This window comes from Microbacterium hibisci (genome assembly GCF_015278255.1).
GTDB lineage: Bacteria > Actinomycetota > Actinomycetes > Actinomycetales > Microbacteriaceae > Microbacterium > Microbacterium hibisci.
Genome location: NZ_JADIJC010000004.1, coordinates 320,330 through 344,111, shown reverse-complemented (window position 1 = coordinate 344,111; position 23,782 = coordinate 320,330). Strand labels below are relative to the sequence as shown.

General features: G+C 71.6%; 24 protein-coding genes. 16 read left to right on the top strand and 8 right to left on the bottom strand.

Annotated elements, in window-relative coordinates:
- Positions 1-59: 59 nt before the first annotated feature.
- The 9 genes from IM770_RS09785 to IM770_RS09745 all read left to right on the top strand — a co-directional run bounded on the left by IM770_RS09785 (position 60) and on the right by IM770_RS09745 (position 10,037).
- On the top strand, positions 60-509 hold the full coding sequence (locus IM770_RS09785) for a CHRD domain-containing protein (protein WP_203580940.1): 450 nt from the start codon (positions 60-62) through the stop codon (positions 507-509).
- Positions 510-784: 275 nt separating this feature from the next.
- Positions 785-925 (top strand): hypothetical protein, encoded by a 141-nt coding sequence (locus tag IM770_RS09780; protein ID WP_203580939.1) that lies wholly within the window; start codon positions 785-787, stop codon positions 923-925.
- Complete coding sequence (gene kdpF, locus IM770_RS09775; RefSeq protein WP_203580938.1) at positions 922-1,011, top strand: K(+)-transporting ATPase subunit F; 90 nt, start codon at positions 922-924, stop codon at positions 1,009-1,011. The genes IM770_RS09780 and kdpF overlap by 4 nt, the downstream gene beginning before the upstream one ends.
- The gene (gene kdpA, locus IM770_RS09770) at positions 1,011-2,693 is read left to right on the top strand and encodes a potassium-transporting ATPase subunit KdpA (RefSeq protein ID WP_203580937.1); all 1,683 of its coding nucleotides are present in this window, start codon (positions 1,011-1,013) and stop codon (positions 2,691-2,693) included. The genes kdpF and kdpA overlap by 1 nt, the downstream gene beginning before the upstream one ends.
- Positions 2,694-2,696: 3 nt before the next feature.
- Positions 2,697-4,901, top strand: a complete 2,205-nt coding sequence (kdpB, locus tag IM770_RS09765; RefSeq protein WP_203580936.1) for a potassium-transporting ATPase subunit KdpB — start codon at positions 2,697-2,699, stop codon at positions 4,899-4,901.
- Positions 4,902-4,922: 21 nt separating this feature from the next.
- Positions 4,923-5,537 (top strand): K(+)-transporting ATPase subunit C, encoded by a 615-nt coding sequence (gene kdpC, locus IM770_RS09760; protein WP_203580935.1) that lies wholly within the window; start codon positions 4,923-4,925, stop codon positions 5,535-5,537.
- A gap of 91 nt (positions 5,538-5,628) precedes the next feature.
- Positions 5,629-8,199, top strand: a complete 2,571-nt coding sequence (locus tag IM770_RS09755) for a sensor histidine kinase (RefSeq protein ID WP_203580934.1) — start codon at positions 5,629-5,631, stop codon at positions 8,197-8,199.
- Positions 8,196-8,879 carry a response regulator gene (locus IM770_RS09750; RefSeq protein WP_203580933.1) on the top strand — a complete coding sequence of 228 codons (684 nt, stop codon included), beginning with the start codon at positions 8,196-8,198 and terminating at the stop codon, positions 8,877-8,879. Before IM770_RS09755 ends, IM770_RS09750 begins: the two co-directional genes overlap by 4 nt.
- Before the next feature lie 198 nt (positions 8,880-9,077).
- Positions 9,078-10,037 carry a hypothetical protein gene (locus IM770_RS09745; RefSeq protein ID WP_203580932.1) on the top strand — a complete coding sequence of 320 codons (960 nt, stop codon included), beginning with the start codon at positions 9,078-9,080 and terminating at the stop codon, positions 10,035-10,037.
- 129 nt (positions 10,038-10,166) lie between these two features.
- Here the strand turns inward: IM770_RS09745 and IM770_RS09740 are convergent, their stop codons facing one another.
- The 6 genes from IM770_RS09740 to IM770_RS09715 form a co-directional block, all read right to left on the bottom strand.
- Positions 10,167-11,069 (bottom strand): TerC family protein, encoded by a 903-nt coding sequence (locus IM770_RS09740; RefSeq protein WP_203580931.1) that lies wholly within the window; start codon positions 11,067-11,069, stop codon positions 10,167-10,169.
- A 198-nt stretch (positions 11,070-11,267) separates the two neighbouring features.
- Positions 11,268-12,146: an alpha/beta hydrolase gene (locus IM770_RS09735; protein ID WP_203580930.1), complete on the bottom strand. Its 879-nt coding sequence runs from the start codon at positions 12,144-12,146 to the stop codon at positions 11,268-11,270.
- Positions 12,147-12,168: 22 nt separating this feature from the next.
- Positions 12,169-13,149, bottom strand: coding sequence for an SRPBCC family protein (locus tag IM770_RS09730; RefSeq protein ID WP_203580929.1), 981 nt, complete (start codon positions 13,147-13,149; stop codon positions 12,169-12,171).
- Positions 13,150-13,151: 2 nt separating this feature from the next.
- A complete protein-coding gene (locus IM770_RS09725) occupies positions 13,152-13,583 on the bottom strand; it encodes an ArsR/SmtB family transcription factor (protein WP_203580928.1) in 432 nt (143 codons plus the stop codon).
- Positions 13,567-14,256 carry a VanZ family protein gene (locus tag IM770_RS09720; protein WP_307785422.1) on the bottom strand — a complete coding sequence of 230 codons (690 nt, stop codon included), beginning with the start codon at positions 14,254-14,256 and terminating at the stop codon, positions 13,567-13,569. The genes IM770_RS09725 and IM770_RS09720 overlap by 17 nt, the downstream gene beginning before the upstream one ends.
- Entirely contained in the window at positions 14,253-14,918 is a 666-nt protein-coding gene (locus IM770_RS09715; RefSeq protein ID WP_203580926.1) for a D-alanyl-D-alanine carboxypeptidase family protein, read from the bottom strand. The genes IM770_RS09720 and IM770_RS09715 overlap by 4 nt, the downstream gene beginning before the upstream one ends.
- An 88-nt stretch (positions 14,919-15,006) precedes the next feature.
- Between IM770_RS09715 and IM770_RS09710 the strand changes: the two genes are divergently transcribed.
- The 7 genes from IM770_RS09710 to IM770_RS09680 all read left to right on the top strand — a co-directional run bounded on the left by IM770_RS09710 (position 15,007) and on the right by IM770_RS09680 (position 21,612).
- Positions 15,007-15,681, top strand: a complete 675-nt coding sequence (locus IM770_RS09710; RefSeq protein ID WP_203580925.1) for a response regulator transcription factor — start codon at positions 15,007-15,009, stop codon at positions 15,679-15,681.
- Positions 15,674-16,756 carry a sensor histidine kinase gene (locus IM770_RS09705; RefSeq protein WP_203581077.1) on the top strand — a complete coding sequence of 361 codons (1,083 nt, stop codon included), beginning with the start codon at positions 15,674-15,676 and terminating at the stop codon, positions 16,754-16,756. The genes IM770_RS09710 and IM770_RS09705 overlap by 8 nt, the downstream gene beginning before the upstream one ends.
- Before the next feature lie 113 nt (positions 16,757-16,869).
- Positions 16,870-19,203: a phosphoribosylformylglycinamidine synthase subunit PurL gene (gene purL, locus IM770_RS09700; protein WP_203580924.1), complete on the top strand. Its 2,334-nt coding sequence runs from the start codon at positions 16,870-16,872 to the stop codon at positions 19,201-19,203.
- A gap of 135 nt (positions 19,204-19,338) precedes the next feature.
- The gene (locus tag IM770_RS09695; RefSeq protein WP_203580923.1) at positions 19,339-19,476 is read left to right on the top strand and encodes a hypothetical protein; all 138 of its coding nucleotides are present in this window, start codon (positions 19,339-19,341) and stop codon (positions 19,474-19,476) included.
- A 53-nt stretch (positions 19,477-19,529) separates the two neighbouring features.
- Positions 19,530-19,718 carry a hypothetical protein gene (locus tag IM770_RS09690; protein ID WP_203580922.1) on the top strand — a complete coding sequence of 63 codons (189 nt, stop codon included), beginning with the start codon at positions 19,530-19,532 and terminating at the stop codon, positions 19,716-19,718.
- Positions 19,719-19,782: 64 nt separating this feature from the next.
- Positions 19,783-20,589: a hypothetical protein gene (locus IM770_RS09685; protein ID WP_203580921.1), complete on the top strand. Its 807-nt coding sequence runs from the start codon at positions 19,783-19,785 to the stop codon at positions 20,587-20,589.
- Between the two features lie 39 nt (positions 20,590-20,628).
- Positions 20,629-21,612: a hypothetical protein gene (locus tag IM770_RS09680; protein ID WP_203580920.1), complete on the top strand. Its 984-nt coding sequence runs from the start codon at positions 20,629-20,631 to the stop codon at positions 21,610-21,612.
- Positions 21,613-21,666: 54 nt separating this feature from the next.
- On the opposite strand, the gene IM770_RS09675 is transcribed toward IM770_RS09680, so the two are convergent.
- Both IM770_RS09675 and IM770_RS09670 read right to left on the bottom strand, forming a co-directional pair.
- Positions 21,667-22,776, bottom strand: coding sequence for a 1-acyl-sn-glycerol-3-phosphate acyltransferase (locus IM770_RS09675; protein ID WP_239065979.1), 1,110 nt, complete (start codon positions 22,774-22,776; stop codon positions 21,667-21,669).
- The gene (locus IM770_RS09670) at positions 22,776-23,669 is read right to left on the bottom strand and encodes a patatin-like phospholipase family protein (RefSeq protein ID WP_203580919.1); all 894 of its coding nucleotides are present in this window, start codon (positions 23,667-23,669) and stop codon (positions 22,776-22,778) included. Before IM770_RS09670 ends, IM770_RS09675 begins: the two co-directional genes overlap by 1 nt.
- Between the last annotated feature and the right edge of the window lie 113 nt (positions 23,670-23,782).

The window sequence follows — 23,782 nt, the reverse complement described above, 5'->3', positions numbered from 1 at the left end:
GCACAGTCACTTGTGCGCCAGTACGCCCGGGGTGGTGGCTTGGACGAGGGAGTGAGTCCATGCGCAAGCAATTGATTCTGGGAGCGGTCGCGGGCATCGCAGCCACGCTCGTGTTCGCCGGCGCCGCCCAGGCCGACGATGGTGGTCGGCCGTTCACGGTCGAGCTGTCGGGCGCAGCCGAGGTGCCCGGTCCCGGCGACCCGAACGCGAGCGGCACGGCGATGCTGAGGCTGAACCCGGGGCAGGGAGAGGTGTGCCTCGACATCGAGTGGGCCGGCGTCGACGGGACGGTCACGGCCGCCCACATCCATGTGGGCGGAACGACGGCGGCAGGACCGGTCGTGGTGCCGCTCTTCGCGGGCGCCTTCGCGGGAACCGACGACACCAGCGGGTGCGTGGCCGCCGACCGCGCGCTGATCCTCGACATCATGCGCGACCCTGGCGACTACTACGTCAACGTGCACAGCTCGGTGTTCCCCGCCGGCGCCATCCGCGGCCAGCTCGGCTAGCGTCGCGGCACGAGGGCGCTGAGCTCGCATCCACGAGCTCAGCGCCTCCGGCCTGCCGCGATCAGATGCGACTCCGTCGGGACCCCCGGGCAGACGGTGGCGCGACCCCGGCCAGGTTCCGCGTCAGGGCCGCGTGAGGGTGGGCACGGCGGGCGTTCGGATTCCGTGAGGACTGCGCTCGCGGCATCCGCCTCCCGGTTGCATCGGATGCACGCCCGCCGCTCGCGGGCGGACGCACGGCTCTCGCCGTGCGGCACCATCCACCGGGAGTCCCTGTGCTCGATGTCATCCACCTCGCCACGACGATCGCGCTGTTCGCACTCGTCGGTCCGATCGCGAAGGGGGCGGGACGCCTCGGCGCGATCGCCGCCGTGCCCGCGCACCGCGCCGCGCAGCACCGGGAGGAGCGGGCGTGATCGTGTTCTCGCTCCTCGCGGCCGCTCTCGGCGTCGCCGCGATCGCGTATCTCGTCGTCGCCCTGTTGAAGCCCGAGCGGTTCTGATGGACGCCTTCACCCCGTGGGCCGGCATCCTGCAGATCGCGACGGTCGTGCTGATCCTCGGGCTGCTCTACCGCCCGCTCGGCGACTGGGTCGCCCGCACGTACACGGCCGGGAGGGACTGGCGGCTCGAGCGCGGCATGTACCGTCTGGTCGGCGTCGACCCCACGTCCGAGCAGACGTGGCAGGCGTATGCGCGCGGCGTGCTCGCCTTCTCGCTCGTCGGCGTGCTGTTCGTCTATGCGCTGCAGCGTCTTCAGGCCGTGCTGCCCTCCTCGCTCGGCCTGCCGGCAGTGCCCGAGGGCCTCGCGTTCAACACCGCCGTCTCGTTCGTCACCAACACCAACTGGCAGTCGTACTCCCCCGAGCTCACGATGGGCTACACGGTGCAGCTCGCAGGTCTCGCGGTGCAGAACTTCGTGTCGGCGGCGGTCGGCATCGCGGTCGCCGTCGCGCTGGTGCGCGGGTTCGCGCGGCGCGGCGCCGCGACGATCGGCAACTTCTGGGTCGACCTGACGCGCGGGATCACGCGCCTGCTGCTGCCGCTCGCGCTGGTCTCGGCGCTGGCTCTCGTAGCGGCGGGCGTCGTGCAGAATCTCGGCGGGTTCGTCGACATCGGCACGGTCGCCGGCGGCACGCAGTCGCTCCCCGGCGGACCGGTCGCCTCGCAGGAGGCCATCAAGCTCCTCGGCACCAACGGCGGCGGCTTCTTCAACGCGAACTCGGCGCACCCGTTCGAGAACCCCACGCCGTGGTCGAACGTCCTCGAGATCCTGCTCCTGCTCGCGATACCGGTGGCCATGCCGCGCGCATTCGGCCGCATGGTCGGCGATGACCGCCAGGGCTACGCGATCCTGGCGGTCATGGGCTCGATCGCCCTCGTCTCGATCGCCGCGGTGACGTGGCTCGAGTCGCTCGGCCTCGGCACCGCGCCGCAGCTCGCGGGCGCCGCGATGGAGGGCAAGGAGACCCGCTACGGCATCTGGGGATCGACGCTGTTCGCCGGTGCGACCACGCTCACGTCCACCGGAGCCGTCAACTCGATGCACGACTCCTACACCGCCCTCGGCGGCATGATCCCGATGATCAACATGATGCTCGGCGAGATCGCACCGGGCGGGGTCGGCTCGGGGCTCTACGGCATGCTCGTGCTCGCCGTGATCGCGGTGTTCGTCGGCGGCCTGCTCGTCGGGCGCACGCCGGAGTACCTCGGCAAGAAGATCGGTCCCGTCCAGATCAAGCTCGCCAGTCTCTACATCCTCGTCACGCCGGCGCTCGTGCTCACGGGCACGGCTTTGAGCTTCGGCATCCCCGCCATCCGTGCCGATCTCGAGGCGACCTCGATCTGGAACCCGGGCGTGCACGGTCTTGGCGAAGTGCTGTACGCCTTCACGTCGGCCGCGAACAACAACGGCTCGGCGTTCGCGGGCCTCACCGCCAACACCCCGTGGCTCAACACGGCGCTCGGCGTCGCGATGCTGCTCGGGCGCTTCGTGCCGATCGTGCTCGTGCTCGCCCTGGCCGGATCGCTCGCCGCGCAGAACACGGTGCCCTCGACCACGGGCACGCTGCCCACCGACCGTCCGCAGTTCGTCGGCCTGCTCGGCGTCGTCGCGGTCGTCATCACCGCACTCACCTACTTTCCCGTTCTCACGCTGGGTCCCCTGGCGGAAGGGCTCGTCTGACTCATGTCCACTGACGTTTCGTCTCGCTTCGCTCGCTCAACGGCCGGGGAGGTCGAGCAGACTACGCACCCGGCCGTCAGCACCGTCGCCCCGAAGCCCCCGAAGCCGTCGTCCGGCGCGTTCAGCGCCGCTCAGCTCTGGGCGGCCGTTCCCGGCGCGCTGCGCAGGCTCAGTCCGGCCGCGCTCTGGCGCAACCCGGTCATGTTCCTGGTGTGGGTCGGTGCCGCCCTCACCACGGTCATCGCCATCGCCGAGCCGTTCCTCGGGGGCGCCGAGGAGTCGGGCGGCACCGCCGTGCCGGTCGGCTTCACGTGGGGCATCGCGGTGTGGCTGTGGCTGACCGTGCTGTTCGCCAACCTGGCCGAGTCGGTCGCCGAGGGGCGCGGCAAGGCGCAGGCGGCGTCGCTGCGGCGCACGCGCACGTCGACGAGGGCGCGCCGCGTCATCGGGTACGACTCGGCCGCGGATCCCGCCGCCGACGGCGCCGAGACGGTCGAGGTGGCCTCGTCCGATCTCGCGCTCGGCGATGTCGTACTCGTGTCGGCCGGTGAGCTCATCCCGGGCGACGGCGACATCGCCTGGGGCATCGCGACCGTGGACGAGTCGGCGATCACCGGCGAGTCCGCGCCGGTCGTGCGGGAGTCGGGCGGCGATCGCTCCGCGGTCACGGGCGGCACCCGGGTGCTCAGCGACCGCATCGTCGTGCGCATCACGTCCAAGCCGGGTGAGACGTTCGTCGACCGCATGATCGCCCTCGTCGAAGGCGCGAGCCGCCACAAGACCCCGAACGAGATCGCGCTGGGCATCCTGCTGGCGAGCCTGTCGATCGTCTTCGTGATCGTCGTGCTCACGCTCAACCCCATCGCCTCGTACGCGGCAGCGCCGGTGAGCATCCCGGTGCTGGTCGCCCTGCTCGTCTGCCTCATCCCGACCACGATCGGCGCCCTGCTGTCGGCCATCGGCATCGCCGGCATGGACCGCCTGGTGCAGCGCAACGTGCTCGCGATGTCGGGCCGCGCGGTCGAGGCCGCCGGCGACGTGACGACGCTGCTCCTCGACAAGACGGGCACGATCACGTACGGCAACCGTCGGGCGGCGGACTTCGTCGCGATGCCCGGCGTCGGCGGGAACGAGCTGGCCCGTGCGGCGGCCCTGTCGTCGCTCGCCGACCCGACCCCCGAGGGGGTCTCGGTCGTCGAGCTCGCTGCGCTCCGCGGCATCCTCGTCACTGAGCCCGAGGGTTCGACCGTCGTGCCCTTCACCGCGCAGACCCGGATGAGCGGCGTCGACCTCGCCGACGGCACCCTGGTGCGCAAAGGCGCCGGCTCGGCCGTGCTGGGGTGGCTCGAGGCATCCGGATCCCCGGTTCCGGCCGCGCTGCGCGCCCAGCTGATGGGCGAGACCGACGCCATCGCGCAGTCCGGCGGCACCCCGCTCGTGGTCGCGACCGTCGAGTCCGAGGGCCACGGACGCCCACTCGGCGTGATCCACCTCAAGGACGTCGTCAAGGAGGGGCTGAGCGAGCGGTTCCACGAGCTGCGCGCGATGGGCATCCGCACCGTCATGATCACCGGTGACAGCCCGCTCACCGCCGCCGCGATCGCGAAGGATGCCGGCGTCGACGACTACCTCGCCGAGGCCACGCCCGAAGACAAGCTGGCTCTGATCCGGCGCGAGCAGGAGGGCGGCGCGCTGGTCGCGATGACGGGCGACGGCACCAATGACGCGCCCGCGCTCGCGCAGGCCGACGTCGGCGTCGCGATGAACACCGGCACCTCGGCCGCCAAGGAGGCCGGCAACATGGTCGATCTCGACAGCGACCCGACCAAGCTCATCGACATCGTGCGCATCGGCAAGCAGCTGCTGATCACCCGCGGGGCGCTGACGACGTTCTCACTGGCGAACGACATCGCCAAGTACTTCGCGATCATCCCCGCCATGTTCATGGGGGTCTTCCCCGGGCTCGCCGCGCTCAACGTCATGCAGCTGAGCTCGCCGGCGTCGGCCGTCACGAGCGCGATCATCTTCAACGCCGTGATCATCGTGTTCCTCATCCCGCTCGCGCTGCGGGGCGTGAAATACCGCGCGGCGACCGCCTCGCAGATCCTCAGCCGCAACCTGCTCGTCTACGGGCTGGGCGGCGTGATCGCCCCCTTCGTCGGCATCAAGCTCATCGACCTCGTCGTGAGCCTCATTCCGGGCTTCTGAGCCCGCTGTCAGGAGACGCACGTGTCCACTCCCACCCGCTCCACCGTCCGCACCACCGGCGTCGCGCTCCGCGCGATGATCGTGTTCACCCTCGTCCTGGGCGTCGGCTACACGGCGCTCGTGACCGGCATCGGCCAGCTCGCGTTCCCCTGGCAGGCGAACGGGTCGCTCGTGCGCGACAACGCCGGCGAGACCGTCGGATCGTCCCTCATCGGGCAGTCGTTCACGGATGCCTCGGGCGCGGCGCTGCCCGGATACTTCCAGTCGCGGCCCTCGGCCGCCGGCGACGGGTACGACGCCGGTGCCTCGAGCGGCTCGAACCTCGGGCCGGAGAACGCCGACCTGGTCTCGACCATCGAGGAGCGCAAGGCGGCGATCGCCGAACGCGAGGGCGTGGGCCCCTCCGAGATCCCCGCCGACGCCGTGACGGCGTCCGGCTCCGGCCTCGACCCGCACATCAGCCCGGCGAACGCGCTGCTCCAGGCGCCGCGCGTGGCGCAGGCGCGCGGGCTCGACGAGTCGGAGGTGCGGACGCTGGTCAAGGCGCACATCGAGCAGCGCGATCTCGGCTACCTCGGCGAGCCGCGCGTGAACGTCGTCCGGCTCAACCTGGCCCTCGACGCCCTGGGTTCATGAGCGTGCGCCGGGTGGCGGCATCCGTCGCCTTGCGAGTCTCTTGCGGGACCCGCCCCGGGCCGGCGCGCACGAGAAGAAATAGGGTGAGCACGTGAAGCGCGGCAAGCTGCGGGTGCTGCTCGGTGCGGCGCCCGGCGTCGGCAAGACGTACGACATGCTCGAAGAGGGCCGCCGCCTCGCCGACGACGGTCGCGACGTGGTCATCGCGGTCGTCGAGACCCACGGGCGCGCCGCGACGGCGGCGCTGACCGAGGGCCTGCCCGTCGTCCCCCGCGCCGTGGTCTCCCACCGCGGGGTGGAGCTCACCGAGATGGACCTCGACGGCGTGCTGGAGCGGCATCCGGGGATCGCGCTCGTCGACGAGCTCGCGCACACCAACGCGCCGGGCCTGCGCCACGCGAAGCGGTGGCAGGACGTCGACGACCTCCTCGCCGCCGGCATCGACGTCATCACGACGGTCAACGTGCAGCACATCGAGTCGCTCGGCGACGTGGTCGAGCAGATCACGGGCGTCGCGCAGCGCGAGACGGTGCCGGATGCCGTCGTCCGGGGCGCCGATCAGGTCGAGGTGATCGACCTCTCACCCCAGTCGCTGCGCGACCGGCTCTCCGCCGGACTCGTCTACCCGGCCGAGCGCATCGACGCGGCACTGTCGAACTACTTCCGGCTCGGCAACCTGACGGCGCTGCGCGAACTGGCGCTGCTGTGGCTGGCCGACGAGGTCGACAGCGCACTGAAGACCTATCGCGCCGAGCACGGCATCGAAGGCACATGGCAGGCACGCGAGCGGGTCGTCGTCGCGCTCACCGGCGGCGCCGAGGGCGAGACGCTGGTGCGGCGGGGCGCCCGCATCGCGGCCCGCTCGGCCGGCGGAGAGCTGCTCGCCGTCCACGTGTCGGGCCAGGACGGTCTGCGCGCGGGCGACCCCGGGGTGCTCACCGCCCAGCGGGCGCTGGTCGAGTCGCTCGGCGGCACCTACCACCAGGTCGTCGGCGACGACATCCCACGGGCCCTGGTGGAGTTCGCCCGATCCGTGAACGCGACGCAGCTCGTCATCGGCGCGAGCCGCCGGGGCCGGCTCGCGGCCGCGCTGACCGGCCCGGGAATCGGTGCGACCGTGGTGCGAGAGTCCGGCGACATCGACGTGCACATCGTGACGCATGCCGCCGCGGGCGGACGCTTCGCGCTCCCGCGGGTGAGCGGCGGCGCGCTGAGTGTGAAGCGGCGGCTACTCGGCTTCGCCCTGGCGCTGGTCGGCGGGCCGCTCCTGACCTGGTTCCTCGTGTCGATCCGCAACGAGGACACCATCACCAGCGACGTGCTGGCGTACCAGCTGCTCGTCGTGCTCGTCGCCCTCGTCGGCGGGATCTGGCCAGCCGTGTTCGCGGCGGTCATGTCGGGCTTCACCCTCAACTACTTCTTCGTCGCGCCGTACTACACGGTCTCCATCGCCGATCCGCGCAACGTCTGGGCGCTCATCCTCTACGTCGTCATCGCGGTGCTGGTCAGCTTCATCGTCGACCGCGCGGCCCGTGCCGCGCGCGCCGCGCGGCGGTCCGAGGCCGAGGCCGAGCTCCTGGCGAACGTCGCAGGCAGCGTCCTGCGCGGCGAGTCGGCCGTGCCCGCGCTCGTCAGCCGAACCCGCGAGTCGCTCGGCCTCGCCGGGGTGCGGCTCGTCGACGCCGACGGCACGGTCCTCGCCACCGACGGCGAGCCGGTGCGCGACGGCCGCTTCGACGCGGTGACCGTGAGCCGCCGCAACGGCGGGCCGCCGGCCATGCTCGAGCTGCACGGGCACGGGCTGGATGCGTCGGAGCGGCGTCTCGTCGACGCCGTGGCGGCCCAGCTCGCCGCGGCCCTGGAGCACACCGATCTCACCGAGACGGCGCGAGAGGCGGGCGTGCTCGCCGAGACGGATCAGGTGCGCAGCGCGCTGCTGTCCGCGGTCAGCCACGACCTGCGGCGCCCGCTGGCCGCGGCCGTCGCCGCCGTCGGCGGGATCCGCGCCGCGGGTCCGCACCTGTCGGCCGAGGACCGCGCCGAGCTGCTGGCCACCGCGGACGAATCGCTCGCGACGCTCTCGGCGCTCGTCACCGACCTGCTGGACGTCAGCCGGGTCGAGGCGGGCGTCCTCGCCGTCTCGCTGGCTCCCGTCGACAGCGCCGGGGTCGTGCTCGCCGCGCTCGAGGAGCTCGGCGCGGGGCCCGACCGCTTCGAGCTGGCGCTCGATCCCGACCTGCCCCTCGTGCGGGCCGACCCGGTGCTGCTGCAGCGCGTGCTGGTGAACGTGCTGTCGAACGCATCCCGCCACTCCCCGCCGGGTGCATCGGTGCGTGTGTCGACGAGCCGCCTGGCCGGCACGGCAGAGATCCGCATCGTCGACCACGGGCGCGGCATCGCCTCCGAACGTCACGGCGACATGTTCACGCCGTTCCAGCGGCTCGGCGACACCGACAACACGACGGGCCTCGGCCTGGGGCTCGCGCTGTCGAAGGGGTTCACGGAGGGGATGGGCGGTACGCTCACCCCCGAGGACACGCCCGGAGGAGGCCTGACGATGGTGATCGCACTGCCCGTCGCCGATGCCGAGGCGGGGGTCGGTGGCGAGGCCGGTGTCGGCGACCAGGCGGACGCGGACGGTGGGGCGGTGGTCGCGGAGTGAAGGTGCTGATCGCCGACGACGACCCCCAGCTGGTGCGGGCGCTGCGGATCACCCTCGCCGCGCACGGGTACGACGTGGTCGCCGCGCCCGACGGCCCCGCGGCCATCGCCCTCGCGGCGAAGGAGCACCCCGACGTCGTCATGCTGGATCTCGGGATGCCGCGCCTCGACGGCGTCCAGGTCATCCAGGCGCTGCGGGGCTGGACCACCGCACCGATCATCGTCGTGTCGGGCCGCACCGGCTCCGCCGACAAGGTGGAGGCACTGGATGCCGGCGCCGACGACTACGTGACCAAGCCGTTCCAGATCGACGAGCTGCTCGCACGACTGCGCGCGCTGTCGCGGCGCGCGGTCGCGGCATCCGGAGCTCCCGTCGTCTCGTTCGGCGACGTCGTGGTCGACCTCTCCACCAAGACCGTGACACGCGCCGGCGAGCGCGTGCGCCTGACCCCCACCGAGTGGCGCATCCTCGAGTTCCTGGCACGCAATCCCGGCTCGCTCGTGACGCGCCAGGCGCTGCTCAAGGACATCTGGGGCACCGAGCAGGTCGCCGACACGGGCTACCTGCGGCTGTACCTGTCGCAGCTGCGCAAGAAGCTCGAGCGTGACCCGGCGCACCCCGCCTACCTGCTCACCGAGCAGGGCATGGGCTACCGGCTCCTCGCCGACGCGACGGCCTGACCCTTCCCGCCCCCACCCGCGTCACGGCCCGTCGACGTGCAACTGCTGCAGTTTCCTGCAACTGCGGCGTCGATTCGCGCAGCAGTTGCAGGAGAGTGCAGCAGTTGCGTCTCCTCCCCAGGCGGCAGAGACGAGCGAGATCGCACGGATCGGGTCACCCGCGGGGAGGTCGGCGCCCCACTCGGCCACCGTCGAGGGATGTGGATCCACGAACCGCCGTTGAACACCGTGTTCCGCCGCCGCGAGAACGACGGCGAGCCGGTCAACGACCGCCGGCTCCGAGCGCGGATCGCGAGCGGAGAGATCGTCCGCATCGGTCCGGGGGCGTTCGCCGCCCGAGTCGCGTGGGAACGGCTGTCGCCGATGGCGCGGCACGCCCAGCGGGTGTGGGAGGCCGCCGCCCGCGCCAAGTCGCAGCTCGTCGTGTCGCATCACGCTGCCGCCGCCCTTCACGGCATCGACCTCATCGGAGACTGGCCGACCCAGGTCGATGTCAGCGTGGGTCTCGGCTCCGGAGGTCGGTCGAGCGGGGAGTTCCGCCGCCGCGGGCGCCAGGCGGCAGTCGAGACCTGGAGATGGCAGGGCCACGCGGTGACGAGTCCGCTGCAGACGGTCATCGACCTGATGGCCTGCTCGCGATTCCTCGACGGAGTCGTGGCGGCCGACCAGGCGCTCTGGGCCAAGCGGAGAAGCGGACCGCTTGTCGAGGCATCTGTCCTTCGTGAACGCGTCGCCGGCATGAGCGGTCGCGGCTCGGCCCGCGTCGCGCGCGCCACGAGGTTCGCCACGAGCCTCGCCGACAGCGTGCGCGAATCGCAGAGTCGCGTGCTGATCTCGGTGATGGGGTTCCCCGAGCCCGAGCTGCAGGCCCGATTCTTGCTCGACGACGGCCGAGACGCGTTCACCGACTTCTTCTGGCCCGACCATCGACACATCGGCGAGTTCGACGGCGTGGGCAAGTACCGTGACCCCGCGCTGATGAAGGGTCGCACGGCGGAGGAGGTGCTGCTCGCCGAGAAGGACCGCGAGGACGAGCTGCGCCGCCAGGTCGATGCCTTCTCGCGATGGCGTGTGCCCGCTCTTCGCTCCCCGCGGATGCTGTACGACATCCTCCACGGTGCCGGCCTGCCGACCTTCCGGCCGCGGCCGGCGCGGTGACGTCATGCCGGTCGCACGCAGCTGCTGCAGTTTCCTGCAGGTGCTGTGTCGGACGACGCAGCGGTTGCAGGAAACTGCAGCAGTTGCGCGGGCGGGGCCGCGCAGCGGCGCGCCCCGGCGGGCGCGATGTCAGCCGAGGCCCTGGCGCTCCTCACCGGCCACCGGCGCGGCATCCCCCGCCACCGGCTTGGACGAGAGGCCGACCGAGCCGGCGTGCGGGTCGTTCGACAGGGCGGCGGCCACGGCGACCGACTCGTCGACGTCGGGGTACTGCGGGCGCAGGATGACGGGCTGGCGGGTGCGCGCTTCCCGCTTCGCATTGCGCGACGCGTAGAGCAGGTTGAGAGCCTCGACGAAGATCGCGAAGGCCATCGGGCCGTAGATGAACGCCTTGTCGATGTGGTACCCGAAGCCCTCGGCAACCAGGAAGACGCCGATCAGGAGGAGGAACGACAGCGCCAGCATCTTCACCGTGGGGTGCTTGTTGACGAACGTGAAGATGAAGCGCGCCGCGAAGAGCATGATGCCGAACGACAGCACGACGACCGTGATGATCACGACGAGGTTCTCGGTCATGCCGACCGCGGTGATGACGGAGTCGAGCGAGAAGACCAGGTCGAGGAGCAGGATCTGCACGAGCACCGAGCCGAACGTGATCGTCTTGCGACCGCCGGCTCCGTGGCCTTCTTCGGCACCCTCCAGCTTGTGGTGGATCTCGGTCACGGCCTTGTAGACCAGGAACAGGCCACCGGCGATGAGGATGATGTCCTTCCACGAGAAGCCCATCTCGCCGATGAAGAACACGTCCTCCTTGAGCGTGATGATCCACCCGGCGAAGAGCACGAGGATGACGCGCATCACCATCGCGAGCGTGAGGCCGAGGTTGCGCGCCTTGGCCTGCTGCTCCTTGGGGAGCTTGGACGCGAGGATCGAGATGAAGATGACGTTGTCGACGCCGAGCACGATCTCGAGCACGAACAGCGTCAGGAACACGGCGATCAGATCGGGCGTGAAAGCGAAGGAGAAGTCCACCACGTCATCGTAGGGTCGCGCGACGAACTGCCCCGCACGGCTTGACAGGCGGACGACGGACGGATGCCGCGCATTCGCGTGCGCTCTTCGCACGAGCGGCCGCGGGGCACGACGAAACGCCCCGGATCTCTCCGGGGCGTCTCGTCCACTCCAGACTCACCAGGGCCGGCCGGCGCACGGCCGTCACGGCCGCGGGATTCAGCCGAGGACCTCGCGCAGACGCGCGGCGAAGCCGGCCGGGTCGCCCGGCATGCCCGGCTGCTCGGTGAATCCGCCGTGATGGCTGGGGAAGTCCGTGACAGGCCTGCCGACGGCGGATGCGACCGCGCGTGCGCCCCGCGCCGCGAGCGTGTCGCCCGACTCGACGCCCGCCGCGACGACGAGTCGGTCACCCCGTGCGCGCAGGGCCTCGACATCGATGTCGTACTCGATGATCGCCGGCATGTTCCGCAGCAGCGGGTTCGTCCGCGTGCCGTCGTCGGCGGTCGGCATCCCGAACATGGCCGGATCCGGCGCGGGCTGGTCGAGGTAGTCGTCGGGCACCGGCCCGTCGAGCATCACGAACGCGATGAACTTCGCCATGGCCGCACCATCGCCCTGTTCGGCATACGTGCGCTTCATGTCGGCGACCACAGCCCGCACCGCCTCCGCGTCGGGGAGTCCCGCCGCCAGCGGCGGCTCGTGAGCCACCGCGATCCGCACGTCCTCGGGGTGGGCAGCGAGCAGGCCCAGCAGGTTCACCGCACCGCCGCTCGTGCCGAACGCGTCCACCGCCCCGACCTCCAGCGCCTCGATCACCCGGTGCAGATCGGACGCGTGCTGCTCGACGCTGATGTCGGCGGTGCCGAGCGGGTTGCGCCCGGCACCCCGCGGGTCGTAGGTCACGACCGGCCGATCCGTGAAGTGACCGGCGAGCATCTCGAGACCGGTCGCGTCCATGGGAGCCGCGAACAGGAACAGCGCCGGCCGCTCGACGCTCGCCGTGGCGAGGTCCCCGTGCACGTCGTACGTGATCGCGCCTTCGCCCTCGCCCACGACGTGAGTGGTGACGGTGCGCTCCGTGGTGTCGTCCATCATGCCGTTCTCCTCGCGCCGCGGGTCACACCCCCGCGAGCACGCCCTCGAGGCGGCGGTAGCTGGACTCCATGCCGTCGGTCATGCCGGTGGCCAAGACGATGTCGCGCGTCTCCTTGTCGGGGTACTCGATGAGGAGCGTGATGAGGGTCGCCCCGTCCTCCTCCTCGAGGTTCATGTCGTTGAGCGTCGACGGGTAGTCGGTGCCCGTCATGTGCTCGGTGGTGACGGCGCGGCGCGGGCTCTCAGAGAGCACCGTCTCGCCGTCGAACCCGAAGCGCTCTCCCTCGGTGCCTTCGGTGGGCTCCCACTCGTAGCGGTACTTGCCGCCCACCTGCGGGTCCACCTCGCACACCGACATCCGCCAGCCGTCCGGTCCGAGCATCCACTTCTCGAGCAACTCCGGCTCCTGGTGAGCGCGCCAGACCAGCTCGCGCGGACCTTCGATGAGGCGCGTGATGCGCACGTGGGTGTCGTCGAGGATCTCGGTCTGCGTGCCCTTGCCCTGCGCGTAGTCACGCAGACCCTGCAGCACGCGGTCGAGCTGGTTGATGGCCATCGTCGAACCCTCGACGGCGCCGAACTCGACGACCTGCTCGAGCGCCTCGGCCGAGGCGAAGTGCGAGACGTTGATCATGCGCGAACCCGTCTCGGTCGGCTCGAACCGGAAGACGACGCGCATGACCGGCATGCCGTCGAGCGGCGCCCCGTCTTCGTTGGCGAAGTTGTCGAGCACGGTGAAGCCGCGCGGCGCGTCGATCTCGAGGAACTCCCACGAGCCGTACGACTTCTCCCCCTGCGGGCTCGTCATGTAGTACACGGCGCGGCCGCCGACGGTGAAGTCGAACGTCGGGAACGATGCGGGCCAGCCGGGAGGGCCCCAGAAGCGCTCCAGCTGGCTCGGCTCGGTGAAGGCCTGCCACAGGCGCTCGACGGGCGCGGCGAACTCGGCCTCGAGCGTCATCGTGAGCGCTTCGGCGTCGGTGGTGACATCGGTGACGGGCATGGTCATTCTCCTTGCGTGTCGGACTTGCGGGTGTCGTTCTTGTGGGCGTCGTTGTCGCGTGCAGTGGGCGAGTCGGTCGGTTCGACGGATGCCGCGCCCTCCGGCACCGTCAGCAGCGCATCGAGCCGGTCGATGCGGGCGCGCCACAGCTCCTCGTAGCGGGCGAGCAGTGCGCGAGCGCGGGCGATCATCTCGGGATCCGCCCGGACGAGGCGTTCGCGCCCCTCGGCCCGCTTGACGATGAGGCCTGCCTCCTCGAGGACGGCCACGTGCTTCTGCACCGCGGCGAACGACATGTCGTACTCGCGGGCGAGCGCCGAGACCGAGTGCTCCCCGCCGATCGTCCGACGGAGGATGTCGCGCCGCGTCGCCGCGGCCAGCGCGTGGAATACGCGGTCGATCTCGTCATCGCTGAGCTCATTTCGTACAACCATTTGGTTGTACGTTAGCCCTCGGCGAGTCGTCCGTCAACCCCTGTTCCTCCCCGGTCCCGAGCAACGACGGCGAGGTCTCCGTGGCGGAATGCTCCGTGGCGGAATGCTGAGGCGGCCGCGGACCGTCGGGCGGCGAGCCGTAGCGGATGGGTGAGGCGAAGACGGCGGCACTCGCGAGCACCGCGACCGCCGTTCCCGCCGCGAGCGCGCGCTGGACGACCCTCACGCCGTAGGTGCGCCGCATGACGGCGACGAGGCCGAGCCCCGCGAGACCGCCCGCCGTGTTGACCAGCACATCGGTCATGTCGGAGCTGCCGACCGCGAGGACGAACTGCGCGGCCTCGAGCGCGAAGCTCGCACCCGCGAGCGTCGCGGTCATGCGCAGGAGCGGCCACGTGGGGGCGAGCAGGGCGAGGTACGCCCCGAACGGCACGAAGATGAGGACGTTCGCGACGACCTCGGCCGGGGCGCTCGCGCCGAACCCTCGGCTCGCGACGAACGGGACGAGCTTGATCGAGCGGGAGACGCCCCCGACGAACGGCACGTCGAGCTTGAACAGCACGAGCCATGCGAGCAGCACGAGATAGACGCCGAAGAGCCCCGTGACGATGAGGCGATTCCGGCGGTCGACGTCGCGTGGCGCGGAGGGCGCGGTCCGGGTCGTGGCCGTCACGGGTTCATCCGGGGGTCGTACGTCGGGTCCGGGTACATCGCGGGGCAGCCCGCCCTGACGGCCTCGGGGCGCTGCTCGAAATGCCATGGCTCATTGGCGTAGATCTGGCAGAGCCCGTACTGTGCGCCGTTCGCCGCGAGCCAGGCCGCGGCATCCGTCCCTCCGATGTCGATCGCGTCGCCCGAAACGTGCGGCGACGAGTCAGGGGTCGCGACCCAGCGCGCGGCCTCTTCGGCCGAGCCGTACTCGGCGATGGCGTCGCGCAGCAGGCGGGCCTGGTGATCGCGCGACCGCCAGCCGCTGTTGACCTCGAGCACGATGCCGCTGTCCGACGCGTCGGCGGCCGCGCTCCGGAGCGCTGCGAGCAGTTCGGGGTCGAGCTGGGAGACGGCGGGGACGTCGTCGAAGACGGTCGTTCCCTCGGCGACGCCGCCGTCGTGCGCGAGCACCGCGCCGGAGCCGCGCTCGAGCGGCGGAAGGGCCCCGGGGGGCGATCCGGCGGCCTCGATCGCGGTCGTGGCAGGCGCGGTCGCGACGGACTCCTGGGCGCTCGCGCCCCACGTGCACGCCGTGACGACCACGGCGGCGGCGACTGCCGCCGAGGCGACGACGGCTGCGCGAAGGCGGCGGGATGCCGGTTTCTGCGAGGTGTGAGAGGACATGGCATCCACCTCACGCGAGCGCGTGTTGCGAGAGCGTATGCCGAACTCGATATGCCGACGATATTCGCCGGCTCGTACGATCGTCAGCATGCGCGTGCTGGTCGTGGAGGACGAGCCCTTCCTCGCCGAGGCCGTCCGCGACGGGCTGCGGCTCGAGGCGATCGCGGCCGACATCGCGGGCGACGGCGACACCGCCCTCGAGCTCCTGAGCGTCAACTCGTACGACATCGCCGTCCTCGATCGCGACATCCCGGGTACGTCGGGCGACGAGATCGCGCGGCACATCGTGGCCTCGGGGACCGGCATCCCGATCCTCATGCTGACTGCCGCCGACCGGCTCGACGACAAGGCGTCGGGGTTCGAGCTCGGCGCCGACGACTACCTCACGAAGCCCTTCGCGCTGCGCGAGCTCGTGCTGCGGCTGCGCGCGCTGGACCGGCGCCGCGCGCACCATCGGCCGCCCGTGCGCGAGGTCGCGGGCGTGCGGCTCGATCCGTTCCGCCGCGAGGTCTTCCGCGACGGGCGCTACGTCGCGCTGACGCGCAAGCAGTTCGCCGTGCTCGAGGTGCTCGTCGCGGCAGAAGGCGGGGTCGTGAGCGCGGAGGAGCTGCTCGAGCGCGCCTGGGATGAGAACGCCGATCCCTTCACGAACGCCGTGCGCATCACGGTGTCGGCGCTGCGCAAGCGCCTGGGCGAGCCATGGGTCATCGCGACGGTCCCCGGCTCGGGCTATCGCATCGACACGGGCGATGACGATGGGTAGAGAGCCCGGCCCGAGCGTTCGGCTCAAGCTCACGCTCAGCTATGCGGGATTCCTCGTGGTGGCGGGCGGCCTGCTGCTCGCGGTGGTGTGGCTGTTCCTGCTGCGGTACGTGCCGCCGGATGCGACACCGACGCTCGACGGCTACTCGCCGGGCCGCGACGACCTCATCCGCGCATTCACGCCGGCCGCCGGTTGGGCCTTCGTCTTCCTCCTCGTGTTCGGGCTCGCGGGCGGGTGGATCCTCGCGGGCCGGATGCTCGCTCCGCTCACGAGGATCACGGATGCCGCGCGCCGCGCCGCCGGAGGCTCGCTATCGCACCGGATCGCGCTCGAAGGTCGTGACGACGAGTTCCGCGAGCTCGCCGACGCGTTCGACACGATGCTCGCGCGCCTCGAGGCGCAGGTCGCCGAGCAGCGCCGTTTCGCCGCCAACGCCTCGCACGAGCTGCGGACACCGCTCGCGATCTCGCAGGCGATGCTCGAGGTCGCGCGCAGCGACCCCGAGCACGACACCGTCGCGCTCCTCGAGCGCCTCAGCGCCGTCAACGCCCGCGCGATAGAGCTGACCGAGGCCCTGCTCGTCCTGAGCCGCGTCGACCAGGGCACCTTCGACCGCGAGCGCGTCGACCTGTCGCTCCTGGCCGAGGAGGCGGCCGAGACGCTGCTGCCGCTCGCCGAGAAGCGCGGCGTCACGCTCGAGACGTCGGGCGACATCGCGCCTGTGATCGGGTCGCCGGCCCTCCTGCTGCAGCTCACCACGAACCTCGTTCAGAACGCGATCACGCACAACCTGCCCGAGGGAGGCAGCGTCCGCGTGCACACCGAGGCGCGTGCGGGAGGCGGCGTCCTGACCGTCGAGAACACCGGCGCGCGCCTTGCGCCCGAACTCGTCGCGACGCTCACCGAGCCCTTCCAGCGCGGCAGCGAGCGCCTGCGCGGCGACGAGTCCGGGGTCGGGCTGGGCCTCGCGATCGTCCAGAGCATCACGCGCGCGCATGACGGATCGCTCACGCTGGCGGCGCGCCCGGAGGGCGGGCTGCTCGTGACGGTGCGGCTGCCCGGTGCGGGCGGCTGACGAGCATCATCGCGCGATGAGCGGATGCCGCGGCTCCCGGCATCCGTCACCCCATCCCGTGCCGAACTAGACTGGACCGGTCCGGCATCCCCGAATTCCTGGAGCTGAGCCGCGTGACCACCCCCTCCTCGACCGCCGTCGCCGACACCGTCGACAACGCCATCGCCACGCCCGAGAAGGAGCAGCCGTACGCGGCGCTCGGCCTGAAGCCCGACGAGTACGACCGGATCCGCGAGATCCTGGGCCGCCGCCCCACGTCGGGCGAGCTGGCGATGTACTCCGTCATGTGGTCGGAGCACTGCTCGTACAAGTCCTCGAAGATCTACCTCCGCAAGTTCGGCGAGAAGGTCTCGGACGAGATGAAGGAACGGCTCATGGTCGGCATGGGCCAGAACGCCGGTGTCGTCGACATCGGCGAGGGCTGGGCCGTCACCTTCAAGGTCGAGTCGCACAACCACCCGAGCTACATCGAGCCGTTCCAGGGCGCCGCGACCGGCGTCGGCGGCATCGTGCGCGACATCATCTCGATGGGCGCGCGCCCGGTCGCCGTCATGGACCAGCTGCGCTTCGGCGCGATCGACAACCCCGACACGGCGCGGGTCGTCCACGGCGTGGTCAGCGGCATCTCGTTCTACGGCAACTGCCTGGGCCTGCCGAACATCGGCGGCGAGACCGTGTTCGACGCGGTCTACCAGGGCAACCCCCTCGTCAACGCGCTCGCGGTCGGCGTCCTCCGCCACGAGGACCTCAAGCTCGCCAACGCCACCGGCGCCGGCAACAAGGTCGTGCTGTTCGGCGCCCGGACCGGCGGCGACGGCATCGGCGGGGCATCCATCCTCGCGTCCGACACGTTCGCCGACGGCGGTCCGACGAAGCGCCCTGCGGTGCAGGTCGGCGACCCGTTCGCCGAGAAGGTGCTCATCGAGTGCTGCCTCGAGCTGTACCGCGGCGAGCTCGTCGAGGCCATCCAGGACCTCGGCGCCGCCGGCATCTCGTGCGCGACGTCGGAGCTCGCCGCCAACGGCGGGTCGGGCATGCGCGTCGACCTCGAGAACGTGCTGCTGCGCGACCCCACGCTCACGCCCGAGGAGATCCTCATGAGCGAGAGCCAGGAGCGCATGATGGCGATCGTCGCGCCCGAGAAGCTCGACGCCTTCCTCGAGGTCGTCGGCAAGTGGGACGTCGAGACCTCGGTGCTCGGCGAGGTGACCGGCGACGGGCGCCTGCAGATCTTCTGGCACGGCGAGGAGATCGTGAACGTCGACCCGTCGACGGTCGCGGTCGACGGCCCGGTTTACGAGCGCCCGGTCGCGTACCCGACCTGGATCGACGCGCTGCGCGAGGACTCGGCATCCGCTCTCCCCCGCCCGACCGACGCCGAGACGCTCCGCTCCCAGTTCACCCGGCTGGTGGCGAGCCCGAACCTCGCCGACACGTCGTGGATCACCAACCAGTACGACTACTACGTCATGGGCAACACGGCGCTGTCTTTCCCCGACGACGCCGGCATGATCCGCGTCGACGAGCACTCGGGGCTCGGCTTCGCGATCGCCACCGACTGCAACGGCCGCTACTGCCAGCTCGACCCGTACCAGGGTGCGAAACTCGCCCTCGCCGAGGCGTACCGCAACGTCGCCGTCACCGGCGCCGAGCCGACGGCCGTCACCGACTGCCTCAACTTCGGCTCGCCCGAGAACCCCGAGGTCATGTGGCAGTTCTCGCAGACCGTCGACGGCCTGTCGGACGCCTGCCTCGAGCTCGGCGTGCCGGTCACGGGCGGCAACGTCTCGTTCTACAACCAGACCGGCGACCAGCCGATCTTCCCGACCCCGGTCGTCGGCGTGCTCGGCATCATCGACGACGTCGCGCGCCGCATCCCGTCGGGCTGGCAGGACGCGGGTGAGAACATCTACCTCCTCGGCGTCACCTCGACCGAGCTCTCGGGCTCGCAGTGGGCGGGCACGATCCACGACCACCTCGGCGGTCGCCCGCCGGCCGTCGACCTCGCGCAGGAGAAGAAGCTCGCCGAGCTGATCCACGCCGCGTCGCAGCAGTCGCTCGTGTCGTCGGCGCACGACCTGTCGTCGGGCGGTCTCGCGCAGGCCCTCGCCGAGGCGGTCATGCGCTTCGGCGTCGGCGCACGCGTGTGGCTCAACGAGATCCAGGAGCGGGACGGGGTGGATGCCGCCACCGCCCTCTTCTCGGAGTCCACCGGCCGTGTCATCGTCTCGGTGCCGCGCGAGGACGACGTGAAGTTCCGCGGGCTGTGCGAGGGCCGGGGCTACCCGGTGCTGCGCATCGGCGTGACGGACTCGGCAGCCGACGGCGACGAGCCGGCGCTCGAGGTGCAGGGCCTGTTCACCGTGCCGCTCGCCGAGCTGCGCGGACTCTCGACGTCGACCCTGCCCGACGCCTTCGGCCCGATCATCACCGAGCACACCGCCTGACACCGGTTGATTTCGCCGGTCGGCGAACCCGGTCTCCGTCGCTGTGGATTCGGGGTGCGCCGCCCCCGCTCGCGGCGGGCGGTGTGCTCCGCAGACGAACGCGATGCGCCCCGGACGCACAAGTAGGATGGGCGCATGGCGGCGGACGACGACGAGTACAGCGGTTTCAACGACACCCGGCAGCGCCGCGTCAAGATCGTCGCGTGGGTGACGATCGTCGCCCTCATCCTCGTCGGCGGCGGCGCCACGGTCTTCGCACTGCTCTTCGGCTGATTCCGGATGCCGCGGCCCGGCGAGGACGGCTAGGCTCAGCGCAAGGAGGAGCCATGAGCTCGGAATCATCGTCCCCCAAGGCGTCGCTGTGGACGCGCCTCAAGAACTTCGTGTCGCCGCCCCGCGAGAGCTACGACACCCGACAGGCACGAGCGGGAGATCTCGGCGCAGGCGCGCAGAGCGCGGTCTACGACGCGACCGACCGCCGCCGCCACGGCGGCTCGATGGAGATCGGCAGCTAAGGCCCGACCAGGTGTCAGCAGACTCCCGGAGACAACCGCGCTATATCGCGATTACCATGGCACCGTGGAGCCGATCCTCCTGATCGTGTCGAGCTGGTGGTGGATCGCTCCGGCTGCCGCGGGAGCCGGAGCGGCGACCTACGCCGGCCTGACGACGCGCAGCCGCCGCGCCCGGCGGCTCGAACTCGACGCCGCGCGCGCCGAGGAATCGCGCGCGTACCGCGAGCTCGTGGCCGCGAAGGCGCGCGTGCGCACGGCGTACGCCGACATGCTCGCCGCGAAGTCCCGCACCACCGCACCGCCCAGCCAGGCGGCCGCCGCGCGCCGCGAGCTGCAGGAGGCGAAGCAGTCCGAGAAGACCGCGTCGCTCGAACTGCGCGCCAGCCGCTCGCGCGTGAAGGCGGGCTACGCCGAGTACCGCGCCGCGACTGCGCAGGATCCGCTCCCCATCGACCGCCTCTACGCCGCGCACGACGCCGTGAACGCGCGCTGGCTGGCCTACGAGACCGACGTCGACAAGGCGCTGGCGTACCCGAAGATGACCGACCCCCGGCATCCGGCCACCGTCGTCTTCCTGCGCGCGCAGCGCGAGGCGCTGGCGAAGCGGCCGACCCTGCGCGATCGGGTGGCGCCGCAGCAGTTCCTCGAGTACCGGATCGCGGTGCGCCACCTCGAGGCGACCTTCGCCGAGGCCGAGCGACAGGTCGGCGCCCCCACGGCGTCGCGCCCGACCTCCGCCGGGGCGACGGCCGCGGCCGGGCTCAGCGCCGCCGCCGCGGTGCTCGCCGAGATCGCCGACCGGCTGCCGGCGCTGATCGCCCGCATCCCGCCGCCTCGCACAGGAGAGCCGCCCGCTGGCAGGGTGCCCTGAGCCCCACACGTCGGCGCGGGCGGCCGTTAGCATGACAGGGTGGAGCAGTTCTGGGAGTTCGCACGCGACTTCTGGTGGCTCGTCTTTCCGCTCATGGGCGTGCTCGGCATGGTGGGCAACGCCTGGGAGCAGGGTGCCCGACGACGCCACCGGCGCCGTCTCGAGGTGATGCACGCGAAAGCGGAGCTCAAGGCGGCGCAGGCCGCGGCACGCGGCAAGCCCGTGGCGGCGGCATCCCTCCCCCCGATCACCGCGCCCACCGCGCCCACCGCGACCGAGTCATCCGCGCACGCCACCGGCGGCGGACGCGAGACGCAGGTCACGCAGCTGGAGCGCCTCTTCGCGACCCATGATGCCGTCACCGCGCGCTGGCTCGAGTACGAGCTCGACGTCGCGAAGATCATCGCGTTCCCGGCCATGAGCGACGGCCGCCAGCCGCTCACCGCCGCATTCCTGCGCGCCAAGCGCATGGCCGACGGACTGCGCCCCGCCTCGGCGAAGGCGCGGCTCTCGAAGGACCAGCTGGCCGAGTACCGCAACGCCGTCGCGGACTTCGAGGTCGCCTTCGATGTCGCCGAGCGCGACGCGCGGCGCCTGCGCGACTCCAGCTTCACCGAGGTCGAGCGCAAGCGCCTCGACACGGCGAAGAAGCTCCTGACCGTGGCGATCGACGAGGCCGCGACGCCCGCCGAGCGCCAGCTCGCCTACCGTCGCGTCCGCGAAGAGCTCGACGGGCTCATCTCCATCTCGGACGAAGCGATCGAAGTGCTCGAGAAGAAGGTCATGCTCGAGCTCGGGCCCGTCGCCTCGGCCACGACGGGGACGGATGCCGCGACCCCGCCGCGCGCGGACGCTGCGCCCTCGGCGGCACCCGCACCGGGCGCCGAACCGGAACCGCAGCCGCTGCCCGCTCAGAACCCGAAGCGCCCGAGCACGACGCCGCCCGCCGCGACGTGGCCGGTGCCCTCACGCGGCAACGGCGACTCCCCGGGCCGGGTCACCCACCCCAAGCCGCAGCACTGACGCAGCCCTGACGGGATCCTCCCGGGTCTCCGGATCACCGGGCGCGCTCGGGGATCACTGGGCGAGCTCGGGGTGGGCCTCGATCCAGGCGTCGATGCGGGCGAACCAGTCGAACAGCCACGCGGCGCGGGCGTCGAGACCATCGGGGATGTCGGCGCGGGGCACCCGCCATGCGCGCATCGTGATGCCCTTGTCCATCGGCAGCTCGCGCCAGACGTCGCGGAGGGTCACCAGGCGATCCAGCCCGGTGTGGGCGATGAACACGACGTCGGCATCGGGGGCGGCGTCGAGTGCCGCGTGCATGCCCCCGGGCTGCGGCGCCATCACATGCTGCAGGGCCTCGGCACGGTCGGCCATCGCCTCCCGCCCCGCGGCGCGCAGCCGCTGGATGCGCGAGCGCCGGCGCGACGGGCTCACCTGGCCGCCCTCGGGGAAGATGACGAACGCGTCGTCGGGGCCGAGGCCGGCGGCCAGGTCGCCGAGCGCTTCCTCCACTCGGGCGCCGCCGCCTGCCCGGCCCCTGCCGAAGCCCGACGGCACGATGAACCGCGCCGGAATGCGGTGGAGCAGGAGGTCGATCGCGGGATCCCACTGCAACGTGTACTTCAGCACGATGCGGGGCCGCCGCGCGACCTGATTGAGCAGTGTGTGGATCAGGATGAACGAGTCGCCCGGTCCCCCGTGGCGGCTCGCCACCACGAGCGGCGTGCCCGGGGCGAACAGCGCGTCGAACTCCGCGCGACCCGGAGCCCCGGCATCCCGATCGCGTGCTCTGCGCGGCAGTCTGACGAGGTCATCGGCGTCGTCCCGGCCGGTCGTCGAGATCGTGAGCCGCAGCACCCCGCCGAAGACCCAGAAGAGCACGCGCAGCGCCCAGCCCCCCAGCCGGTAGTGCGCGGTGACGAATGCGGGGCGATGCAGCGCGTACCCGAAGCCCGAGGCGATCCACAGGCCGAACATCGCGATGACGAGCGCGGCGTCCCACAGCAGGTACACGGTCACGAGCCACAGCACGCGCGGCAGCCGGAACCGGCCGGGCACCAGCGAGGTCAGCGCGAGCGCGATGATCAGCCACACGGGAGTGAGCACGAGCATGGTGGCGGCCGCGACGATGACGAGCGGTGCGAGTACGAGACGGCGCAGCCAGGTCGGCGGAAGCGGCATCAGCGATCCTCGTCGGTTCGCGGGGCGACGGCCGGCTCGTCGCGCTCTCCGCTGACGACGGGACCCGCGCCCAGCGCGCGCTCGGCGAGGAACGCCCTGCTGGCCTGGTGCGCCTGGTCGATGCGGCGCCGGACGGTGTCCATGCGGCGATACGACATCAGCGAGTCGTCGCCCTCGAGCCCGCCGCCGCTCGGCAGCACGTGCAGCGCGACGCCCGCGGGCAAGGTCGCGACGTCGCGCGCGTAGCGGTGGCGGCGGGCGATCTCGAAGGCGACGCGGGCGGTGTCGACGGCCGAGCGCGGCGCGACCAGCGGGGTCTCGATGCGGCCCACCTGCAGCACGTACACGGACGTGGCGCCGGCCTCGACGGCCTGTTCGATCGGGATCGAGTTGACGATCCCGCCGTCGATGAAGTGCTCATCGCCGATACGGGTGGGCGGCAGCAGGCCGGGCACCGACGCCGACGCGAGTATCGCGTCGATGAGCGGGCCCGACTCGAAGACGTGCTCGGCGGCCCGCTCGATGTTCGCGGCGACGACGCGCAGGCGCACCGGCAGGTCTTCGAACCGGGTGCCGGCCCCGAGCGCGCGCTCGAGCAGGTGCCGCAGGGGCTGGGGCGAGTTCAGGTGCGTCTTGGTCTTGACGAGCCGCGTGAACTGGGCGAACAGCGAGTCGCCGTAGACGGCGTTCGCCTCGGGCGACGTCCAGGCCTCCAGCAGCGTCTCGATCACCGCGGGCGTGGGGTCGTTCGCCACGAGCGCGCCGTTGATCGCGCCGATCGACGTGCCGACGACGAGCTCGGGACGGATGCCGGACTCGAGGAGCGCCTGCAGCATGCCGATCTCGACCGCCCCGCGGACACCCCCGCCGCCCAGGACGAACGCCACCGTCATGCCCACACCCTATTGCGGCCGGATGGGCGAAACGGCCCGGACGATCCCGCACGCTCGAGGCGTTTCGTCTGCGGGCGCCAGAGCGCCCTCCGCTCAACGACCGGGAGTCAACG